Raw genomic sequence first — 17,237 nt, 5'->3', positions numbered from 1 at the left:
TGGGCTCTGGTTTGAGATGGAAATTTTGGACTAAGCTAGCAAATGATAAAATATGGCCAATCAAATGATACTTGGTCTTTCAATAGAGACAGATAATTCTTTCTCTTTTAAGCTGTTTATCAACTTTAATTAATAAGAACTGTCTGATAATTAATATCCGAATAAGAATTGAAAAACGAGCAAATGACCAAATTTAGACTCTTCTCATCTTTCCTTCTTTTTGCTTCCTGCTGCAGCTTTATTTCCTTACACTTGGTAGCCCAGGACAATGGATGGTTGATAAGCAATGATTTAGTAGTTTATAAATTGAACAATGTTCAATTGGAAGAGCCTAAACCGCTGTTTTCAATTGTTCTAGATGGTAAAACTTTGTTTTCCAATGAGTTTATACCAAAAGACAATAAAAATTTATACAAGGGGAATTTTGAAATCATCTTGGACAGTATGGTTCAAGGGCCAGAGCATTTGACTGCTATTTTGAGATTTGAAAACCATTCAAAAGATACTTTGACCCTAGAAAACCTTGTACCATTTGGAGAAGGACCTGATCATTTTTACATTACAGGAAAAGGTAAGCATCCACTTTCCAGATCCCAGCTTTTCAGACCAGGCCTTGAACCTGTCAATGTTATTCTGCCAGATAATGCCTGGGAGTTAGGTTATGGAAGTATACAGCTTAGCCAAGGAGGCTTTGCTGCTTTGGCCAGAAGAAAATATTGGGAAAGTGCTTTAAGGAGAAGGTTCGAAACACTGCTTCCACCGAATAGTTCGGTAACTTATAGAATTTATATTGATGCTTTCCAAGGTACGGAATGGCAGGACGGACTCAAGAAAATTTTTCAGGAAAAATATCTATATGACTTAAAAACTTTTGATAATAATATCTATCAAAGGGAGGATCTGCATTGGATAAGGAAATCGTATGCGATGCATTTATTAATGGCTTGGGATAATAAATTTTATAATACTGAAAAACAGGATTTTAGCTTATTCCAGTTCGAGCATAAAAATAAGGATCTTTTTGGAGGAAATGATGTGATTGGTATATGGCCAACTTGGCCAATGTTAGGGTTGGATCAAAGAAATCAATGGGATTTATACCGGGATTTACCTGGAGGCTTGGCCCAGTTGGCTGCAGTATCAGACAGTCTCAATAAACTTGGTACAAAATTTTTTATCGCCTATAATCCATGGGATGAAAGTACAAGATTGGAGGGCCATTTGGATGGAATGGCTGATTTGCTCCGATCCAGCCGTGCCAATGGTGTAGTATTGGATACAAAGGGAAGTTCAAGTAAAGAATTGCAAGAAGCAGCGGATGCGGTAAGCACCGGAGTGGTGATGTATAGTGAAGGTATGGCAGTTCCCAAAGATATGCCAGGCATTGTAACTGGTAGGGTCCATAATGCTTTATATTATCCACCTTTGTTAAACCTAAATAAATTCATTAAACCTGATTTTGCAATATTCAGGGTGGCGGAACTTGCATTTGACAGGATCAGAAGGGAATACGCCCTGTCTTTTTTTAATGGATATGGGACTGAATTGAATGTTTTCCGTCCAGGATGGCCTGAGTGGGTTGAAGAAGATTACAGATTTTTTGGCCGGACCTTAAGGATTTTGCGGGAAAATCATAGTAGTTTCATATCTTATGATTTTACTCCTCTGTATCCTACTTTAGAAGATGGCATTTATGTCAATCGATGGGTAAAGCATGACAAAATTCTCTATTCTATTTTTAGCCTAAAACCAGAAGGATTTCAAGACAGGCTTTTTGAAGTCGAAAGACCATATCCAGGTTGGCATTATGTTGACATTTGGAATCATGAGGAAATCCTTATTGAGGAGCTTGAAGGCAGGTTTTTTGTTCCGGTAAATTTGGAATCATTCAATAAAAAATGGTTGGGTACCAATAATGAAGGTGCAGTGGGTTCTATTCTATATATTCCTGAAATACTGATTGTTGAATTAGATCAAAATAAGCTAAACATTAGATCAAACTCAGGATCTGAAGTCAGGGTTTGGGCTGGTTTACCCGAATATGGGAAGGCTTATGTCAGTTTGCCTAGTGGGAATCAACAGTTGGATATAAAAAAAGAATTTTCTGGTTATGAAGGAAAATTGGTGATCCAACTTTTTGAAAATGAAGAATTGCTGGATGTAAAAGTAGTAGAAATGGAGTTTGGAATTCCACGCTTGATTTCTACAATTGAAAAAACCATATCAAAGCATCAAATTCCAAAAGAAATGGTCAAAATTCCAGGTGGAACTTTCGTAATGAAAGTCTCCCAAGGAGATCAATTTATTCCTTACCCTGTACAAGGTTTTCCTAAGGAGTTGAAAATGCAAGCATTTTTGATGGACAAGCATCCTGTGACTAACCAGCAGTTCAAAGCATTCCTGGAGGCTACTGGGTATCAACCAGCTGATGAGCATCGTTTTCTTGCCCATTGGGAAAAGGGAATAATTCCTATTGGTAAAGAAAATTTTCCTGTGGTAAATGTGAGTTGGGAAGATGCAAAGGCGTATGCTGCATGGGCAGGGAAAAGATTGCCTACCGAAGCTGAATGGCAATATGCTGCTTCTGCAGGGGATGGAAGAGATTGGCCTTGGGATCCGGTCCAGAAAGTTAAGAAAAGGCTGGAATATGTGACCAATACACTTACGGTGGAGCACTTGGAAGGTCTTGATCCTGAATATTGCAATCTTGGAAACGGGGAATTAGAGCCTGTTGGCAGCTATCCTAAAGGTCAAAATCCTTGGGGATTGGAAGATCTCACAGGTTCTGTTTGGCAATTGACTGCAGATCTTTACGACAATGGTACCAACCAAATTCTTTTGTTAAAAGGAGGCAGCTATTTTAGACCCTCATCAAGTTGGTGGTACGTCCAAGGAGGGCCAAGAGAAACGCATTATAGGCAAATGCTTTTGAGGGTGTCTCCCGGATTTGAAAGAAATGAAACTGTCGGATTTCGTTGTGTTGCCGATTTACATTGAAAAATCATGACTTTAATCATATTTTTTCTTGATTAAGGTTGGGACTTATATCCCATCTAAATTGGAAATTTGATAAATAGATTTTAGAGGAAGAATGGATATTTTCAAAATTGAAAGCCCTTTTTTGAAAGAAGCCGGTGAAATCAGCAGGTTCACCTCTCGTTTTTTTAAGGAAGCTTCCAAACCAAATCAAGAATGGGAAGTGTTTCTGAATCAGTGTTTTTGGGTTGGTTATAAAACGCTTACTTTAGTTGGAATTACTGCTTTTATCATTGGATTAGTTCTCACAATCCAGTCTAGGCCTACATTGTTGGAATTTGGAGCTGAATCCTTACTCCCTGCCATGGTTTCTGTGTCACTTGTAAGGGAAATTTCCCCGGTAATCGTTGCGTTGATCTGTGCAGGTAAGATTGGTTCAGGTATGGGAGCTGAATTGGGTTCAATGAGGGTAACAGAACAGATTGACGCCATGGAGGTATCAGGAACCAATCCTTTCAAGTACTTAGTTGTTACGAGAGTATGGGCTACGACCTTGATGGTGCCGGTACTTTCCAGTGTTGGAAATGCTGTTTCTCTGTATGGTGGCTATTTAGGTGTCAATATCAGAGGACATGTGAGTTGGAATTTATATTGGTTTCAGGTATTTGATGCATTGAGTTTTGGTGATGTTTTACCATCCCTGATCAAGACTTTTTTCTTTGGTTTTGCAATAGGAATAGTAGGGTGTTACAAAGGGTACAATTCGCAAAAAGGTACAGAAGGAGTAGGTAGATCTGCTACAACGGCAGTTATCGTAGCTTCTTTGCTGGTCTTTATTTTGGATCTGATTGCTGTACAGGTTACTGATTTATTAGGATTGACTTGATCATGGAAAACGGAGAACCGGTAATTGTTGTGGAAAAATTGAATAAGTCTTTTGGTCCCAATCATGTGCTAAAAGACTTTTCCATGGAAGTGAACTCAGGTGAAAACTTGGTGATATTAGGGAAGTCAGGGTCAGGGAAATCAGTTCTGATCAAATGCATCATAAAGTTAATTGATGGAGACTCAGGAAACATCAATGTTTTGGGACAGAACATTGATGATTTAGAGCAGGATAAGCTTGATGAATTGCGTGCCAAAGTGGGATTTCTTTTCCAGAGCAATGCCTTGTATGACTCAATGACTGTAAGAGAAAACCTAGAATTTCCATTAAGAAGACATTGGTCGAAGGAAGAAAGGGCCGATAAAGCTGAAGCTGCGGTAATAGAGGCATTGGAAGATGTAGGACTTTCCCATACCATCAACATGATGCCAGCGGAGTTGTCAGGAGGAATGAGAAAAAGGATTGCTTTGGCAAGGACATTGATTCTTAGGCCAAAGGTGATCCTTTACGATGAACCCACAACTGGATTGGATCCCATCACCGGTAGGGAAATTAGCCAGTTGATGTTGGATGTTCAAAAAAAGTACAATGCAACATCCATAGTGATTTCTCACGACCTGAATTGTATCAAAATGATTTCAAATAGGATAATCATGTTGATTGATGGAAAAAATTACGTTTCTGGAACCTTTGAAAGCCTTCATCTCAACACTGATCCAAAAGTTAAAGAGTTTTTCGATTAGCCATGAAAACAAAAAAAGTGTTAGACAATACCAAGCTTGGTATGTTGGTCATTGCTGGAATCTTATTTCTTGTTTTTACCCTGTATATGATCGGGAAAAATCAGAATTTATTCGGGTCAACATTTTCCGTAATAGCTGTGGTTGATAATGTCAGCGGACTCGTACCGGGAAATAATGTTCGGTTCAAGGGCATGAATGTAGGGACAGTAAAATCCATTCAGATGGAAAATGATTCCTCCATCTATATAAGTTTATTGATCCATAACAACATGAAGCCTTTTATCAAAAAGAATGTCTTGACTACTATTAATACAGACGGACTAATGGGGAATAAAATTATTCAGATTGTATCCCAACCTGGTTTTGCAGATAATATTTCTGAGGGAGATACCATATATGCCCAAAGAGGAATAGATACAGATGAATTATTGCATAAATTAGAAAGTACAGGTGGCCACTTAGAAAAAACTTTTTCAAACCTAGCCTCAGTTGCGGAAAAGTTGAATAATAGTCAAGAGCTTTGGAAATTACTATCTGATTCAAATATGACAGAAGAAATTAAACTATCAATTAATCAGATTAGAATTGCAGGAACCAATGCAGCGGCAATGGCAAAGTCAGGAAAATCAATGATTTCCTCATTGGAAAAAGGTGATGGGCTGGTCAATAAGGTATTTAAGGATTCAGTAATGGCTGAGAATTTTGCAAAATCCATTGAACATTTGGTGGATGTCAGCCAACAGGCAACGGAAATTGCAATGGAAATAAAACATATTCTTTCGGATCTTGAGTCAGGAAAAGGGACTGCGGGCTTGGTACTTCAGGATTCAGCTGTAAGAGAGTCAATAAGAAATATTGTCATCAATGTGGAAGAGAGTACTGTAGGTCTTAACGAAAATATGGAAGCTTTGAAACACAGTTTTCTATTGAGAGGTTACTTTAGAAAACAGGAAAAACAGCAAAGGAGAGATGCTAAAATCAATCCCTCCAATTAAGTAAGCAGGAATGAATATTAACCAAATAATAAATGAAGGGTTGCTTGTACCTGAATTAGAATTTAAATTGAGCAGGAGCTCGGGACCAGGGGGACAGCATGTAAACAAAACCAATACCAAAGTTTCGTTGATTTTTAATGTTGGCAACTCTACAGTACTAGACGATGAAAAAAAGGCAATTTTGAATACAAAATTGTCAAATAAGTTGGATAATCAGGGGAATCTGATTATCCATGCACAAGAAAAAAGGAGTCAGATACAAAACAAAGGTATCGCAATCAGAAAATTTCATGATCTTATCCGGAAGGCCTTTGAGAAAAAAAAGATCAGAAAAGCCAGTAAACCAAGCAAATCAGCTATAGAAAAAAGGATTTCTGACAAAAAAGCATTGTCACAAAAGAAAAAAGAAAGAAAAGGGGAGTGGTGATTTTTTAAAATTATCAAAAGGGATAGCTATTCAAATTCAAATCCCAAAGCAGGGGAAGTATAAAATAAGTAAATAGGGTGATAATCAGAATAGAAAGCAGATTCATCCATAAACCCGCTTTAAACATATCAGGAATACTCAAGTAACCAGAACCAAATACCACTGCATTTGGTGGAGTGGCCACAGGAAGCATAAATGCACAGCTTGAAGCCAAAGTAGCACCAAACATTAGACCGAATGGATGTACACCCATGGAATATGAAACTGCTGCTAAAATTGGGAGTATCATCGAAGCAGTAGCTACATTGGAAGTGATTTCAGTCAAAAAGTTTACTGCAGCAATGATGATCAATAAAAACAGGCCAAATGCAATGAAATCTAAGAAAACAAACTGATTGCCGATCCAGGATGCCAGACCTGTAACTTTGAAACCCTCAGCAAGAGATAAGCCGCCACCAAATAATATTAAAATTCCCCAAGGGATTTTTTCAGCTGTCTTCCAGTCTAGTAATTTAGTTTTCCGGTCGGAGGAAGGAATTACAAATAAAATCACTACACCGGCAATGGCAATCATGGTATCATCCAATGCAGGAATGAATTCCTGTATGAGAAAGGTCCGGCTGATCCATGCAAAGCTTACCATTCCAAAAACCCAGGAAACCCGCTTTTCTTCTATTGTCATGGGGCCAAGCAAGAGGAGTTGCTTTTCAATTTCCTCTTTTCCACTGGAAATGGAAAAAGATTTATCAAAAGGGTAGGCGAATCGAACCAAATAAAGCCAACAAACAAGCAGGAGGATAAAGGCAATAGGAAATCCAAATAATAACCACTGATTAAAGCTTATCTCATAACCATACAATTCTTTCACTACCCCAGCAAGAATAATATTTGTGGGTGTACCTATCAGGGTGGCGACACCACCGATGGAAGCAGCATAGGCGATTCCAAGCATAAGTGCTTTACCGATTTTGTTTGGTTCTGAGGGTTTGTTGCCAGTTTGAGGGGAAAGTTGTGTAACAACTGCCAAAGCAATGGGCAACATCATCAAGGAGGTAGCTGTATTTGAGATCCACATAGATAAAAAAGCTGTAGCAATCATGAATCCAAGTATGATTCTTTGGATATTAGTTCCTATTAAGTATATAGTATTAAGTGCGATTCTTTTATGCAAATTCCATTTTTCAATGGCCATAGCTATCATAAAACCTCCCATGTACAACAATACCATGGGATGTGAATAGGAGGAAGCCGTGTTGCTCATGGGTAATGCTCCTAGGGAAGGCAATAGAACTAAAGGCAATAAAGCCGTAGCGGCTATGGGAATAGCTTCAGTTATCCACCATATAGCAATCCATGCTGTCACTGCCAACATAGCAATGCCGGATTCACTAAGTCCCTGTGGCCTTAGAAAAATTAAAATTATCAAGAATAAAAGAGGGCCAGTGACTCTTCCTAGAAAAGCAGTACGGTTCAGGGACATAGAGAAATTGTTCTACGCTAAGCTTATCAAAAATTTCTGCAAAATCAAATGCTTTCTGGAGGGAGCGTAATATTATAGTGCCTTTGGTTAATGGTTAAGACATGATTTGTAAGTAAGGCAATTCTATTTAACATAATGTAAATTATATAACAAAAAAATGACTCATTTCCCTTTGTCCTTTGAACTTAAAACTTGATTGATTCCAGTCCAATTCCCTGATAAAGCTTCATCCAGGAGCTTGTTCCATCGTTCTTGTTCCATTGTATCCATACCATGCCTGGTCTGCTTGTCATAAATCTCCTGTAGCCTGTTCATTTCACGGTATGCATTCAAAAATTCATCATTTATTGTTGCCTCATACCAATCAGGATCCAGTTCTATTGATTTTAACTTGTCCACCAATCGATCTGCAGCAATCCTGGCCACATCAAAATGTCTTTGTTCATGATTTAAGGCATAATCATTCTGATTTCTTACCCAAGACTGATCCGGCAACATATAAACGTCAATTTCCAAGTTCTGAACAATTGTTCCAGCTTCAACCAGTGATTTACCCTGAATTGAAAAACTCGTGAATATACTCGCATTATACCTGCTTCCAGAATTTGGCCTATCTTTGAAATCAGCCCATTCTAAAGGCCGATTTGGTGAATAATATACCGTATCCTTATTACTTTCTTTTGCTTTGTCAATAATCTCTAATCTTACAACCCTTGCCAGATTGGGGTTATCCATTACCTGCATTCTGATCCAGGCATCGAAATATTCCAAACTACTCCTGAAAATTCTGCTAATGGTACTTTCAATCATTTCCAACCTGTTGGCAGATCTACGGTATTGGACTGATCCTGAATAATCTACCAAATGAATTGGTTCAAAACTTCCAATTTTGTAAAAACCTATAATTAATTGAATATCACCATTATATATATTTGAATCATAAGCTTTACTTTCACTTAAGTTAAAATCATAAACCCGTGCTTGGATTTTGATGACCTCTTTCTGATAAGGCCTAACATTCTTTTGAAAGAAGCTCAAAGCAGATGTCCCAAGGCTGTTTTTTAGGACTACTTTCCCCTTTCTTTCATTGAATTGAAATACTTCCCCTATCTGATTTTTATTGATCCGTAAATCGATCACCTCAGTGATCTGGTAAGTTGTTTGCTCAATAGGTTTTCCACTGGCAATCAAATCAACAGTCAATTGTTGTCCCCTGGAAACTTGATGAAAAATGCTGCATATAAACAGAAGGAAAATGGCTTTCCTCACAGATTTATATACTGCAAAGTTTTTCATAAGGTTATCAATCAATTGTAAAAGGCTTTTATTGGCTGTGATATAAATTGGCAATGGATCCTTTTGTCAGCTGCCCTCCCCTCTTCTCTTCAGACCTAATGCATCAGTTTTTCTAGCTGAACCCGAAAATCATATTGAAGATCTTCATGAAGTTTTTCAATAAGTTTTTCTATTTTACCTAATTGACCTTTATATAGGTTATCAATGACCGGATGTCGTAAACCCAGGAAACCATATTGCTTCATTTGCCGACAGAAATGCAGGATTAATTCTACCTGTACTTCCTTGTTCTTGTTAAGTTTTAGGCTTTTGTTGAGCTTTCTGCGTATTGATTGAGCGGCTCTTTTTGCTAAATGGTAGTTTTTTAGGTTGGCATCCATAAAAGCCAGATCTAATTCTTCCTTTACCATTTCTGCAAAAAGTTCCGGTTGATCCCGCTCAACCAATTTAAAAAATAGAAAGCCTTTATTGTCTCTGCTGAATTTGCTGAGTTCAAGTATCAAATTAGTCAGTTCGGATTTATCCAGATAACTCAGCTCTTTTTTTATAACTGCTAATGAGGGAATCTGCATTATATTGAATCAGCCTATTATTTCAAGATAAAATGATCGGAAAAACTTGATATTTTTTTGGAAGAAACCGATCTGATTACGCTATTTAAGGATTTTCACCTCAATAGCACTTATGCCTTTTGGCGTTTTTTCAGTTTGAAAAGTTACTTTGTCATTTTCCTTGATTTCATCAATACATCCGCTCATATGCACAAATAAACTTTCTTGCGTTTGTTCATCTTTTATGAAGCCATAGCCTTTTGAGCTATTGAAAAAAGAAACTTTTCCAGTCCTATAGGAAATTTCTTCAGCATTTGATTTGGCTTTCGGAACCCCTATGTGGATACTATCTGCATCGATAACTTGCTTTTTACTTGGATCAGGAGGAGTTGAAGTAATATTTCCGAATTCGTCGACATAAGCGATCATATCTTCAAAACTTGAAGATTTTTCAACATCAGAATGTCTCGCATCTTTTCGGTCTTTTTTCTCTTGCTTCTTTTTTGCCCTAAGCTTCTCTTTTTCTTTTTTGTTGAATGTTTCCCTAGATTTTGTCATATTTTACAATATTCCCACATTCTGGGTATTTTTCCTATTTTTTGAGCCATTCTTTATAGAATCTTTTATAAAATAATCCATCAGGCAAAACTTGAAGAAGAAATAGTTTGCACTTGCTCCTTAACTTTATGTGGCCATTTATCAAAGCAATTATTCTCCGATTTGGAAAATTAATTAGCTTAGTATCTAAAATTCATCCACATGAAAGAATTGCATCAGATTATTCAGGCATACCAAAACAGTGTAGAAATTTCCAAAAAAACAGCGCTTGCCACGGTTGTTAAAGTGGATGGTTCTGCTTACAGGAGACCCGGTGCAAGGATGCTGGTAACAGAGGATGGTGATTTGACAGGCGCAATTTCGGGAGGATGTCTGGAAGGTGACGCTTTAAGGAAGGCACAATCTGTAATTTTTCAGCAAAAATCCATGGTTGTTACCTATGATACAACGGATGAAGATGACCAAAAATTTGGAATAGGCCTGGGTTGTAATGGCATAATTCAAGTCCTAATCGAGCCAATACTTGCCGGGGATCATAACAATCCGATTGAATTATTGAAAAAAGCACTTGCTGATCGAAAAACATCTCTATTGGTCACGGTATTCTCACTTAAAAAATCCAGAGAAGAACAAATTGGAACTAAGTTACTTTTCAAAGATGACTTAGAAATTGGAAATGCCATGGATTTCAACAATGAGCTGAGACAGGCCATTCAGCAAGAGTCCATGGATTTCATAGAACGGGGAGTAAATCAGATAAAACATTATCCGGATTTTGATGATCTTTTTGTTTTTTATGAAGTCATTAAGGCACCTTTAAGATTACTTTTATTTGGGGCTGGAAATGATACAATTCCTTTAGCCAAAATGGCGCATTTAATGGGATGGGAATTATGGTTGATTGATGGGCGCAAAAATCATGCAAATGGCAGTAGATTTCCTTCAGCTGATAAAATTCTCGTAGGTCCAGCAGATGAAGTTATTCTAAATCTGGAATGGGATGAGCATACCGTAGCACTCTTGATGACACATAACTTTGAATATGAAGCCGTAGTATTATCAAGGTTGATTCAGCATCCTCTACCATATATAGGTATCCTTGGGCCGAAAAAGAAATCTATGAAATTGCTTGAAAGGCTGGAAAATCAGGGAATGCAACCAAATTCAGAAAATATTTATGGGCCAATGGGTCTTGATATAGGTGCAGAAGGTTCTGAAGAAATTGCACTTTCTATTTTGGCGGAAATTAAGGCTGTCCTATCCAGGAAATCTATTATGCACCTTAGAGATAAATCAGGACCAATTCACGATGAGTTTAGATAAGCGCAAAAATATTGGGATTGTTTTATTGGCCGCTGGAGAATCTGCCAGATTGGGACGTGCCAAACAATTACTGGCCTTTAAGGGAAAAACACTTTTGGAAATATCCATGTTCCATGCGAAAACTTCTAATTCTGACCATATTATATCAGTCCTTGGGGCTAACGCTGGTGTAATTCAAAAAAAACTGAATCTTGACCAAGATTCAGTCATCTATAACCCGGATTGGAAAAGCGGGATGTCAGGAAGCATGAAAATAGGTCTATCCTATTTGATTGAAAAATATCAAATAGAAGCTGTCATAATAATGCTTTCAGATCAACCTTTTGCTGACAGTGCCTTGATCAATAAGCTAATTGACCAATTTCAATTGGGTCAAAAGGGTATAATTACCAGTTCTTATGGTGATACCCTAGGAGTTCCTGCTTTATTCGATCAAAAATATTTTCCTGAACTTTTGGCATTGGACAATAAAGAGGGTGCTAAAAAAATCATATTTTCGAATTTGGAAGATGTGGCGAAAATTGATTTTCCACTAGGGACTTTCGATATTGATACTGAAGAAGATTATCAAAAACTGTTGAAAATCAAAGATGATCAGGATTTATTCCTGAGTTCCTGAATGATTTGCTGCACATGGGAAACGCAGTCTTCAATTTCTTTTTCTGTGCTGAATTTACCTAAGCTAAAGCGGATAGATGCCCTACCTAAGTCTGAATCAAGGCCCATAGCTGAAAGGACATGTGAAGGCTTTGGTGAAATGCTGGTACAGGCGGATCCTGAGCTTACAGCCACTTTTTTATTTACAGCCCGAAGCAACTCCTCCCCTTCTACCCCCTCAAATGATATATTGGTCACATGAGGTAATCGCTTTTTTTGACTTCCGTTCAATTTTGTCCCCGATATTTTTAAAAGGTTGATTTCGAGTTTATTTCTAAGAAGTAATAAACGGTCCATGTCACTTTCAATAGACTTTTGCTGAATTTCTGCGGCTTTTCCCATTCCAACGATTCCGGGAACATTGAGGGTGCCACTTCTGTAACCTTTTTCATGGCCACCACCTACTATCAAGGGAAATGGTTTTGGAAGAGGATGATTGTGCCGGATGTATAAGGCTCCTACTCCCTTTGGTCCATAAAATTTATGTGACGAAAATGCCATCATATGGATACCGGATACATTTACAGGAATTTTCCCTACAGTCTGAACAGCATCAGTTAATAAGATGATGTTTTTCTCATTGGCAATCCTTATGATATCATCCATTGGATGGAGTAGGCCTGTTTCATTATTTCCCCACATCAATGCTATCATTTTGGTATGTTCCTGAATGCTTGACATCACTTCCTCTAGATCTATCTCTCCATATTGATTTACAGAAAGATAGCTGATTTCTGCACCTTCTTTTTCTAAACTTTTGAAGGTGTCCAATACTGCTTTATGTTCTGTTTGGCAGGTGATATAATGTTGTTTTTTTCCTTTAAAAACTTCAAAAATACCTTTTATGGCTAAGTTGATGGCTTCTGTTGCACCAGATGTGAATATAATTTCCTTGCTTTTGGCACCTATCAGGTCAGCAACCTGTTCTCGGGCATTTTCAATCGCATTTTCAGCCATCCAGCCATAAGCATGGCTTTTACTGGCAGCATTGCCAAAGTGTTGCGAAAAAAATGGCAACATGGCCTGCACCACCTCCTCCAAACATGGCGTGGTGGCATTGTAATCCATGTAAATGGGATAATTCATTTGTTCCTTTTTTCTAAATCCAAGGTAAGGGCAAAGATTTAATCCCACAAATGAAAATGGATATTCGGCTGATTTGGGTAAATTTGTTTATGCAAGAAAGCTGGAAATTAAGAATTGACGAACATACTGGGCCAACTTATACGAAAGCATCTCTATTGCAATTGTTGGAGTCCAATACCAAAGAGCTGGGAATTTTTCTTTCCTATTACTTCAAGAAGCAAGGTGCTGTGGCAGAAAATGTAACCGTTTCAAATCCACCTGTTTTTACAGAAAAATTAACCGGTAAACTGCAGGTAGAATTTGACCTTGTGTTTTTCAATGCCTGCCTCAATATCCATGAAAATGAGAAAGAACAAATGGAATTGACTTTTAAAATTATTCCGGAGGATGCTCAGCTCATTCTTATAGGCCCTTATTGGCCGGAAAGGGAAATGGATGAGATTTAAGCTTAAAAAGTTAAGAGGCTGTATCGTAAGCCAAATAAAGGTCTTGAAATTTACCAATAAGAAATTTGATTCAGATTCCTTCCTGCAAGGACAAAAAATAGGCTGTCCCTTTTTATGAGACAGCCTCTAGGTAATATTGGATGAAAGCAACTTATGTCCTTCTTATCTGCAATTTAATATCTGAAAATTCTTTTTGTTCTATAAATGGCTGACTTCTTAACCTTCTGCCTGTTGCGGCAAAAATTGCATTGGCAATGGCACCACCTGTTGGAGGAAGTGCTGGTTCTCCAAGTCCTGTAGGGTCATAGCCACTGTCTACATAATGTACATCAATTTCAGGGACTTCCTTCATCCTGATCAACCTATAGGTGTCAAAATTTCTTTGTTTTGGAAGCCCATTTTCAAAGGTCATATTGGTAAACATAGCATGCCCCATACCATCAACTATTCCGCCACGAACTTGTTGATTGGCCCCAGTTGGATGAACTACAATACCACAATCTGTAGCAGCTGTAATTTTCTTCAAAACAGGTTGGCCACCTTCCATGATGATATCGGCTACTTGGGCAACATATGATCTATGTGAAAAATAGACACTGAAGCCCTGCATTACATCTTTGTTCTTGCCCCAATTGGATTTTTCCGCTGCAGTCTCTATCACAGCTTTCATTCTGTCAATATCATAATGAATTTCTCCGACTGGATTCTTTTTGGCTCTTTCCAAAAGTTCCAATCTAAATTTAACAGGATCCTTTTTGGCTGCCAGTGCCACTTCGTCCAAGAAAGATTGCTCTGCATAGGCCAAGAAATTGGTAATTGGGGCTCTCCAGGCATTGGTTGTTATTGGGGATTTATGTTCTATATTTTCTATTAATAAATTGTCTATCGAACCTGAAGGGAAATTGTTTTCACGGGTTGAGTTACCTGCATTGATGCCAGCTCCTCTCAGCCTATAGGCAATCATATTACCTTTGTCATCCAGAGCTGCTTGAAACCTGTACCTAACAGCAGGCCTGTAAGCTCCACCTGTCATGTCATCTTCTCTGGTCCAACTTACTTTAACTGGTTTATCCAATATTTTGGACAGCTCTGCAGCTTCTACTACGAAATCCGCCCTAAGTCTTCTTCCAAATCCACCTCCAAGCCTGGTAATTTCGACCGTGATATTTTCAGTAGGGATACCAAGCAACTGAGCAGTTTCCATCCTTGCCCGGTCTGGAGTCTGTGTAGGACCAACAAGCTCAACTTTATCCCCTTTTACATGGGCAAAGAAGTTTTGAGGTTCCATAGGTGAATGTGACAGGAATGGACATTGGTACTCACTTGTAATCACCTGTGCAGCAGTTTTGAATGCAGCTTCAACATCACCATCTTTTCTCATGACCTGTGCATTTTTGCTATCCAAAAGGTCTTTCATGATCCGGTCATGGTCAAAGCTACTTTCTACTGCACCATCCGGCTCATATTCAATCTTAAGCTGTCTTTTTGCCTTAATCAACGGCCAGGTAGAGTTGCCCACCACAGCAACATTGTTTTTGAATACTACAACATCAGTCACTCCTGAAACTGACCTTGCACCTGAATCATCCACTGATTTGATTTTCATACCAAATGGAGGGCGTTGGATCATAGCATGTACCATACCCTCTCTGTAAAAATCAAGTCCATATAAGGGCTTTCCGGTAAACATTTCCTTGTTAACCACATTTTTTACAGGAGTTCCAATGATTTTGAAGTCTTTTGGATCCTTTAGTTTCACCTCATCAGGCGCAGTCAACTTAGCTGCCTCTGCTACAAGTTCTCCGTATTCAAATTTCTTTTTACCATTATGGTAAACTGCACTTTTTTCAGCGCTAAGTTCATCAATTGAAACGCCAAGGTTAGTAGCAGCAACAGTCAATAAAAGGTGCCGGGCCGTGGCTCCCGCCTTCCGGAGTCTTTCCCAGGAATGTGGCATTGCGCCAGAACCCCCGGTCAATTGTCTGTCAAATTTTTCATTGTCCAAAGGAGCCTGGAAAACTCTTACTTTAGTCCAATCGGCATCTAATTCCTCCGCAACTATCATAGGAAAAGAAGTCATGATATTCTGCCCTAATTCTGGATTGGGCGAATAAATGACGATGTCACCGCTTGGTGAGATTGAGAGATATGCATTGAATTCAAATGCCTGTGACAATACTTCTTCATCAGTCAGTACTTTCATCTTGGGAGAATCACATCCTGACCAATAAAAGCCAATAAATAAACCACCACTAGCAGTGGCCGCCACCTTAAGGAAATCCCTTCTGTTAGTTTTTAATAGCTTCTCCATGATCATTTCATTTTAGCTGCAAGGGCTACTGCTTCCCTGATTTTATGATAAGTGCCGCATCTGCAAAGGTTCCTGTTCATTGCATTTTCAATTTCTTCCAAGGTAGGTTTGGGATTCTTTTTCAAAAATGCAGCTGCATTCATAATCTGCCCTGCCTGGCAATACCCACATTGGGCCACATCAATTTCTTCCCAAGCTTTTTGTACAGGATGGTCTCCGTTTTTAGATAAACCTTCAATGGTAGTCACTTCACTCGATCCAATGCTTGATACCGGTAAAGTACAAGAGTATGTTGCCTCACCATTGACATGAACGGTACAGGATCCACACTGCGCGATTCCACAGGAAAACTTAGTCCCTACCAGGCCGAGATGATCCCTCAATACCCATAGTAATGGTGTATCATCTTCCACATCAACCTGAAAAGTTTCTCCGTTGATTTTAAGTTTATAATTAGCCATCTTATGAAATGTAATTTTTTGCTTTAAGTTAAACAAAAATTACCCATGATCTAAACATTCAGCACAGAAATTGCATTGTATTTTGATAAGCAGTTGTTGAATTATTTAAATGGACTGCTGTTTAGACCTTCCTTCCTCTAATCAGACCTCTATGAATAGATACAAAATTAAGTTTGACTTTCCACGGAAGATTTGCTCCCCAAAGGACTATAGACGAAGATACCACCTAATGAAATCGTTTTTTGAAAATTTCATATACACAAAAAACAAGATCGTTAATAAAATTTTGTTTTGTAAGTTTTTTTATAATAAAAATTTTGATAATAGATTTTTTATGCATTATTTCGATTGTGCAGAAAGCACCAAACGAACTCTAAAATTAAATATGAACAATTTGAAGAACTATTCGAATTTGACCTTTGCCCTACTGTTTTTAGTAGCATTGGTAGCTTCAGTTGTCATGTTACAGTTAAAATATCATGAAACTCAAGCTTTAAATGAGGAAGAGAGGATAGCTTACATTGAAGTGGAATCTACAGAAGATTATTTTGCTACAAACGAAGCGTTTTATTTTATTGATGAAGAATTAATTCAGAACCCGGGGGTTTCTTCTCAAAATGCTTCGATAGGATTTAATTTTCCCTTCTTTGGTTCTCCAAACAAAATTCAGTTGATCTTAACTCAGTTGATATTTGCATTCATTTGCTTATTGATAGCAACGAAGTTTCAGATAGAAACAAGTATTTATGAGTTTTTTCATAAAGACGAAAATGGAATGGTATGGTTTGATAACTCATCGTCTGAAATCACCCACAATTTGACAATATATACAGGAATCATTTTTAAAGTTGTCGGCATTTCCTGTGGATTTTTATCACTTTTTGTTTTTGTATTTTAAATAGACCGAATTGATTTGAATTTAAGTTTTTTCTGACTGACGTTTGATTTTTTGTGTTCTCTCTAAAAACCTGTCGGACTGTTCCGATCAGGTTTTTTTATTTTGAATGGCCTTTGTTGGCAAAAGTATATTTTTGATGGGTC

At 38.0% G+C, this 17,237-nt stretch carries 16 protein-coding genes; 9 read left to right on the top strand and 7 right to left on the bottom strand.

The window, feature by feature from the left end; genetic code table 11:
- The first annotated feature begins 183 nt into the window (after positions 1–183).
- From CLV48_RS02345 to arfB, 5 genes are all read left to right on the top strand, one after another.
- Entirely contained in the window at positions 184–2,997 is a 2,814-nt protein-coding gene (locus tag CLV48_RS02345; RefSeq protein ID WP_106565614.1) for a formylglycine-generating enzyme family protein, read from the top strand.
- A 94-nt stretch (positions 2,998–3,091) separates the two neighbouring features.
- Entirely contained in the window at positions 3,092–3,862 is a 771-nt protein-coding gene (locus CLV48_RS02340; RefSeq protein ID WP_106565613.1) for an MlaE family ABC transporter permease, read from the top strand.
- Between the two features lie 2 nt (positions 3,863–3,864).
- Positions 3,865–4,605: an ABC transporter ATP-binding protein gene (locus tag CLV48_RS02335; protein WP_106565612.1), complete on the top strand. Its 741-nt coding sequence runs from the start codon at positions 3,865–3,867 to the stop codon at positions 4,603–4,605.
- Between the two features lie 2 nt (positions 4,606–4,607).
- Positions 4,608–5,600 (top strand): MlaD family protein, encoded by a 993-nt coding sequence (locus tag CLV48_RS02330; protein WP_106565611.1) that lies wholly within the window; start codon positions 4,608–4,610, stop codon positions 5,598–5,600.
- A 10-nt stretch (positions 5,601–5,610) separates the two neighbouring features.
- A complete protein-coding gene (gene arfB, locus CLV48_RS02325) occupies positions 5,611–6,027 on the top strand; it encodes an alternative ribosome rescue aminoacyl-tRNA hydrolase ArfB (protein ID WP_106565610.1) in 417 nt (138 codons plus the stop codon).
- A gap of 13 nt (positions 6,028–6,040) precedes the next feature.
- Here arfB and CLV48_RS02320 read toward each other — a convergent pair whose 3' ends face one another.
- The 4 genes from CLV48_RS02320 to CLV48_RS02305 form a co-directional block, all read right to left on the bottom strand.
- On the bottom strand, positions 6,041–7,507 hold the full coding sequence (locus tag CLV48_RS02320) for an SLC13 family permease (RefSeq protein WP_106565609.1): 1,467 nt from the start codon (positions 7,505–7,507) through the stop codon (positions 6,041–6,043).
- 162 nt (positions 7,508–7,669) lie between these two features.
- Positions 7,670–8,803 carry a DUF922 domain-containing protein gene (locus tag CLV48_RS02315; RefSeq protein WP_106565608.1) on the bottom strand — a complete coding sequence of 378 codons (1,134 nt, stop codon included), beginning with the start codon at positions 8,801–8,803 and terminating at the stop codon, positions 7,670–7,672.
- A gap of 95 nt (positions 8,804–8,898) precedes the next feature.
- Positions 8,899–9,375 (bottom strand): hypothetical protein, encoded by a 477-nt coding sequence (locus tag CLV48_RS02310; protein WP_106565607.1) that lies wholly within the window; start codon positions 9,373–9,375, stop codon positions 8,899–8,901.
- Between the two features lie 81 nt (positions 9,376–9,456).
- The gene (locus CLV48_RS02305) at positions 9,457–9,912 is read right to left on the bottom strand and encodes a cold-shock protein (RefSeq protein ID WP_106565606.1); all 456 of its coding nucleotides are present in this window, start codon (positions 9,910–9,912) and stop codon (positions 9,457–9,459) included.
- A gap of 201 nt (positions 9,913–10,113) precedes the next feature.
- Between CLV48_RS02305 and CLV48_RS02300 the strand changes: the two genes are divergently transcribed.
- Both CLV48_RS02300 and CLV48_RS02295 read left to right on the top strand, forming a co-directional pair.
- Positions 10,114–11,235, top strand: a complete 1,122-nt coding sequence (locus CLV48_RS02300) for an XdhC family protein (protein ID WP_106565605.1) — start codon at positions 10,114–10,116, stop codon at positions 11,233–11,235.
- The gene (locus tag CLV48_RS02295; protein ID WP_106565604.1) at positions 11,222–11,854 is read left to right on the top strand and encodes a nucleotidyltransferase family protein; all 633 of its coding nucleotides are present in this window, start codon (positions 11,222–11,224) and stop codon (positions 11,852–11,854) included. Before CLV48_RS02300 ends, CLV48_RS02295 begins: the two co-directional genes overlap by 14 nt.
- On the opposite strand, the gene CLV48_RS02290 is transcribed toward CLV48_RS02295, so the two are convergent.
- Positions 11,830–12,978, bottom strand: coding sequence for a cysteine desulfurase family protein (locus CLV48_RS02290; RefSeq protein ID WP_106566102.1), 1,149 nt, complete (start codon positions 12,976–12,978; stop codon positions 11,830–11,832). The two genes, CLV48_RS02295 and CLV48_RS02290, sit on opposite strands and share 25 nt — an antisense overlap.
- A 50-nt stretch (positions 12,979–13,028) precedes the next feature.
- Between CLV48_RS02290 and CLV48_RS02285 the strand changes: the two genes are divergently transcribed.
- Positions 13,029–13,424 carry a hypothetical protein gene (locus tag CLV48_RS02285; RefSeq protein ID WP_245889461.1) on the top strand — a complete coding sequence of 132 codons (396 nt, stop codon included), beginning with the start codon at positions 13,029–13,031 and terminating at the stop codon, positions 13,422–13,424.
- Positions 13,425–13,575: 151 nt separating this feature from the next.
- Here the strand turns inward: CLV48_RS02285 and CLV48_RS02280 are convergent, their stop codons facing one another.
- Both CLV48_RS02280 and CLV48_RS02275 read right to left on the bottom strand, forming a co-directional pair.
- Entirely contained in the window at positions 13,576–15,735 is a 2,160-nt protein-coding gene (locus CLV48_RS02280; protein WP_106566100.1) for a xanthine dehydrogenase family protein molybdopterin-binding subunit, read from the bottom strand.
- Positions 15,736–15,737: 2 nt separating this feature from the next.
- Positions 15,738–16,196 (bottom strand): (2Fe-2S)-binding protein, encoded by a 459-nt coding sequence (locus tag CLV48_RS02275; RefSeq protein ID WP_106565603.1) that lies wholly within the window; start codon positions 16,194–16,196, stop codon positions 15,738–15,740.
- A 385-nt stretch (positions 16,197–16,581) separates the two neighbouring features.
- Between CLV48_RS02275 and CLV48_RS02270 the strand changes: the two genes are divergently transcribed.
- Positions 16,582–17,094 carry a hypothetical protein gene (locus tag CLV48_RS02270; protein ID WP_170068975.1) on the top strand — a complete coding sequence of 171 codons (513 nt, stop codon included), beginning with the start codon at positions 16,582–16,584 and terminating at the stop codon, positions 17,092–17,094.
- The last annotated feature ends 143 nt before the right edge of the window (positions 17,095–17,237 follow it).

This window comes from Cecembia rubra (assembly GCF_003014575.1).
Lineage (GTDB): Bacteria > Bacteroidota > Bacteroidia > Cytophagales > Cyclobacteriaceae > Cecembia_A > Cecembia_A rubra.
The sequence above is the reverse complement of the archived record's forward strand: the minus strand, read 5'-3'. Positions and strand labels throughout refer to the sequence as shown.

Bases quoted from the DNA above. Each gene is read 5' to 3' on its own strand.
- CLV48_RS02345 (WP_106565614.1), top strand. From the start codon at position 184: ATGACCAAATTTAGACTCTTCTCATCTTTCCTTCTTTTTGCTTCCTGC.
- CLV48_RS02340 (WP_106565613.1), top strand. From the start codon at position 3,092: ATGGATATTTTCAAAATTGAAAGCCCTTTTTTGAAAGAAGCCGGTGAA.
- CLV48_RS02335 (WP_106565612.1), top strand. From the start codon at position 3,865: ATGGAAAACGGAGAACCGGTAATTGTTGTGGAAAAATTGAATAAGTCT.
- CLV48_RS02330 (WP_106565611.1), top strand. From the start codon at position 4,608: ATGAAAACAAAAAAAGTGTTAGACAATACCAAGCTTGGTATGTTGGTC.
- arfB (WP_106565610.1), top strand. From the start codon at position 5,611: ATGAATATTAACCAAATAATAAATGAAGGGTTGCTTGTACCTGAATTA.
- CLV48_RS02320 (WP_106565609.1), bottom strand. From the start codon at position 7,507: ATGTCCCTGAACCGTACTGCTTTTCTAGGAAGAGTCACTGGCCCTCTT.
- CLV48_RS02315 (WP_106565608.1), bottom strand. From the start codon at position 8,803: ATGAAAAACTTTGCAGTATATAAATCTGTGAGGAAAGCCATTTTCCTT.
- CLV48_RS02310 (WP_106565607.1), bottom strand. From the start codon at position 9,375: ATGCAGATTCCCTCATTAGCAGTTATAAAAAAAGAGCTGAGTTATCTG.
- CLV48_RS02305 (WP_106565606.1), bottom strand. From the start codon at position 9,912: ATGACAAAATCTAGGGAAACATTCAACAAAAAAGAAAAAGAGAAGCTT.
- CLV48_RS02300 (WP_106565605.1), top strand. From the start codon at position 10,114: ATGAAAGAATTGCATCAGATTATTCAGGCATACCAAAACAGTGTAGAA.
- CLV48_RS02295 (WP_106565604.1), top strand. From the start codon at position 11,222: ATGAGTTTAGATAAGCGCAAAAATATTGGGATTGTTTTATTGGCCGCT.
- CLV48_RS02290 (WP_106566102.1), bottom strand. From the start codon at position 12,978: ATGAATTATCCCATTTACATGGATTACAATGCCACCACGCCATGTTTG.
- CLV48_RS02285 (WP_245889461.1), top strand. From the start codon at position 13,029: ATGAAAATGGATATTCGGCTGATTTGGGTAAATTTGTTTATGCAAGAA.
- CLV48_RS02280 (WP_106566100.1), bottom strand. From the start codon at position 15,735: ATGGAGAAGCTATTAAAAACTAACAGAAGGGATTTCCTTAAGGTGGCG.
- CLV48_RS02275 (WP_106565603.1), bottom strand. From the start codon at position 16,196: ATGGCTAATTATAAACTTAAAATCAACGGAGAAACTTTTCAGGTTGAT.
- CLV48_RS02270 (WP_170068975.1), top strand. From the start codon at position 16,582: ATGAACAATTTGAAGAACTATTCGAATTTGACCTTTGCCCTACTGTTT.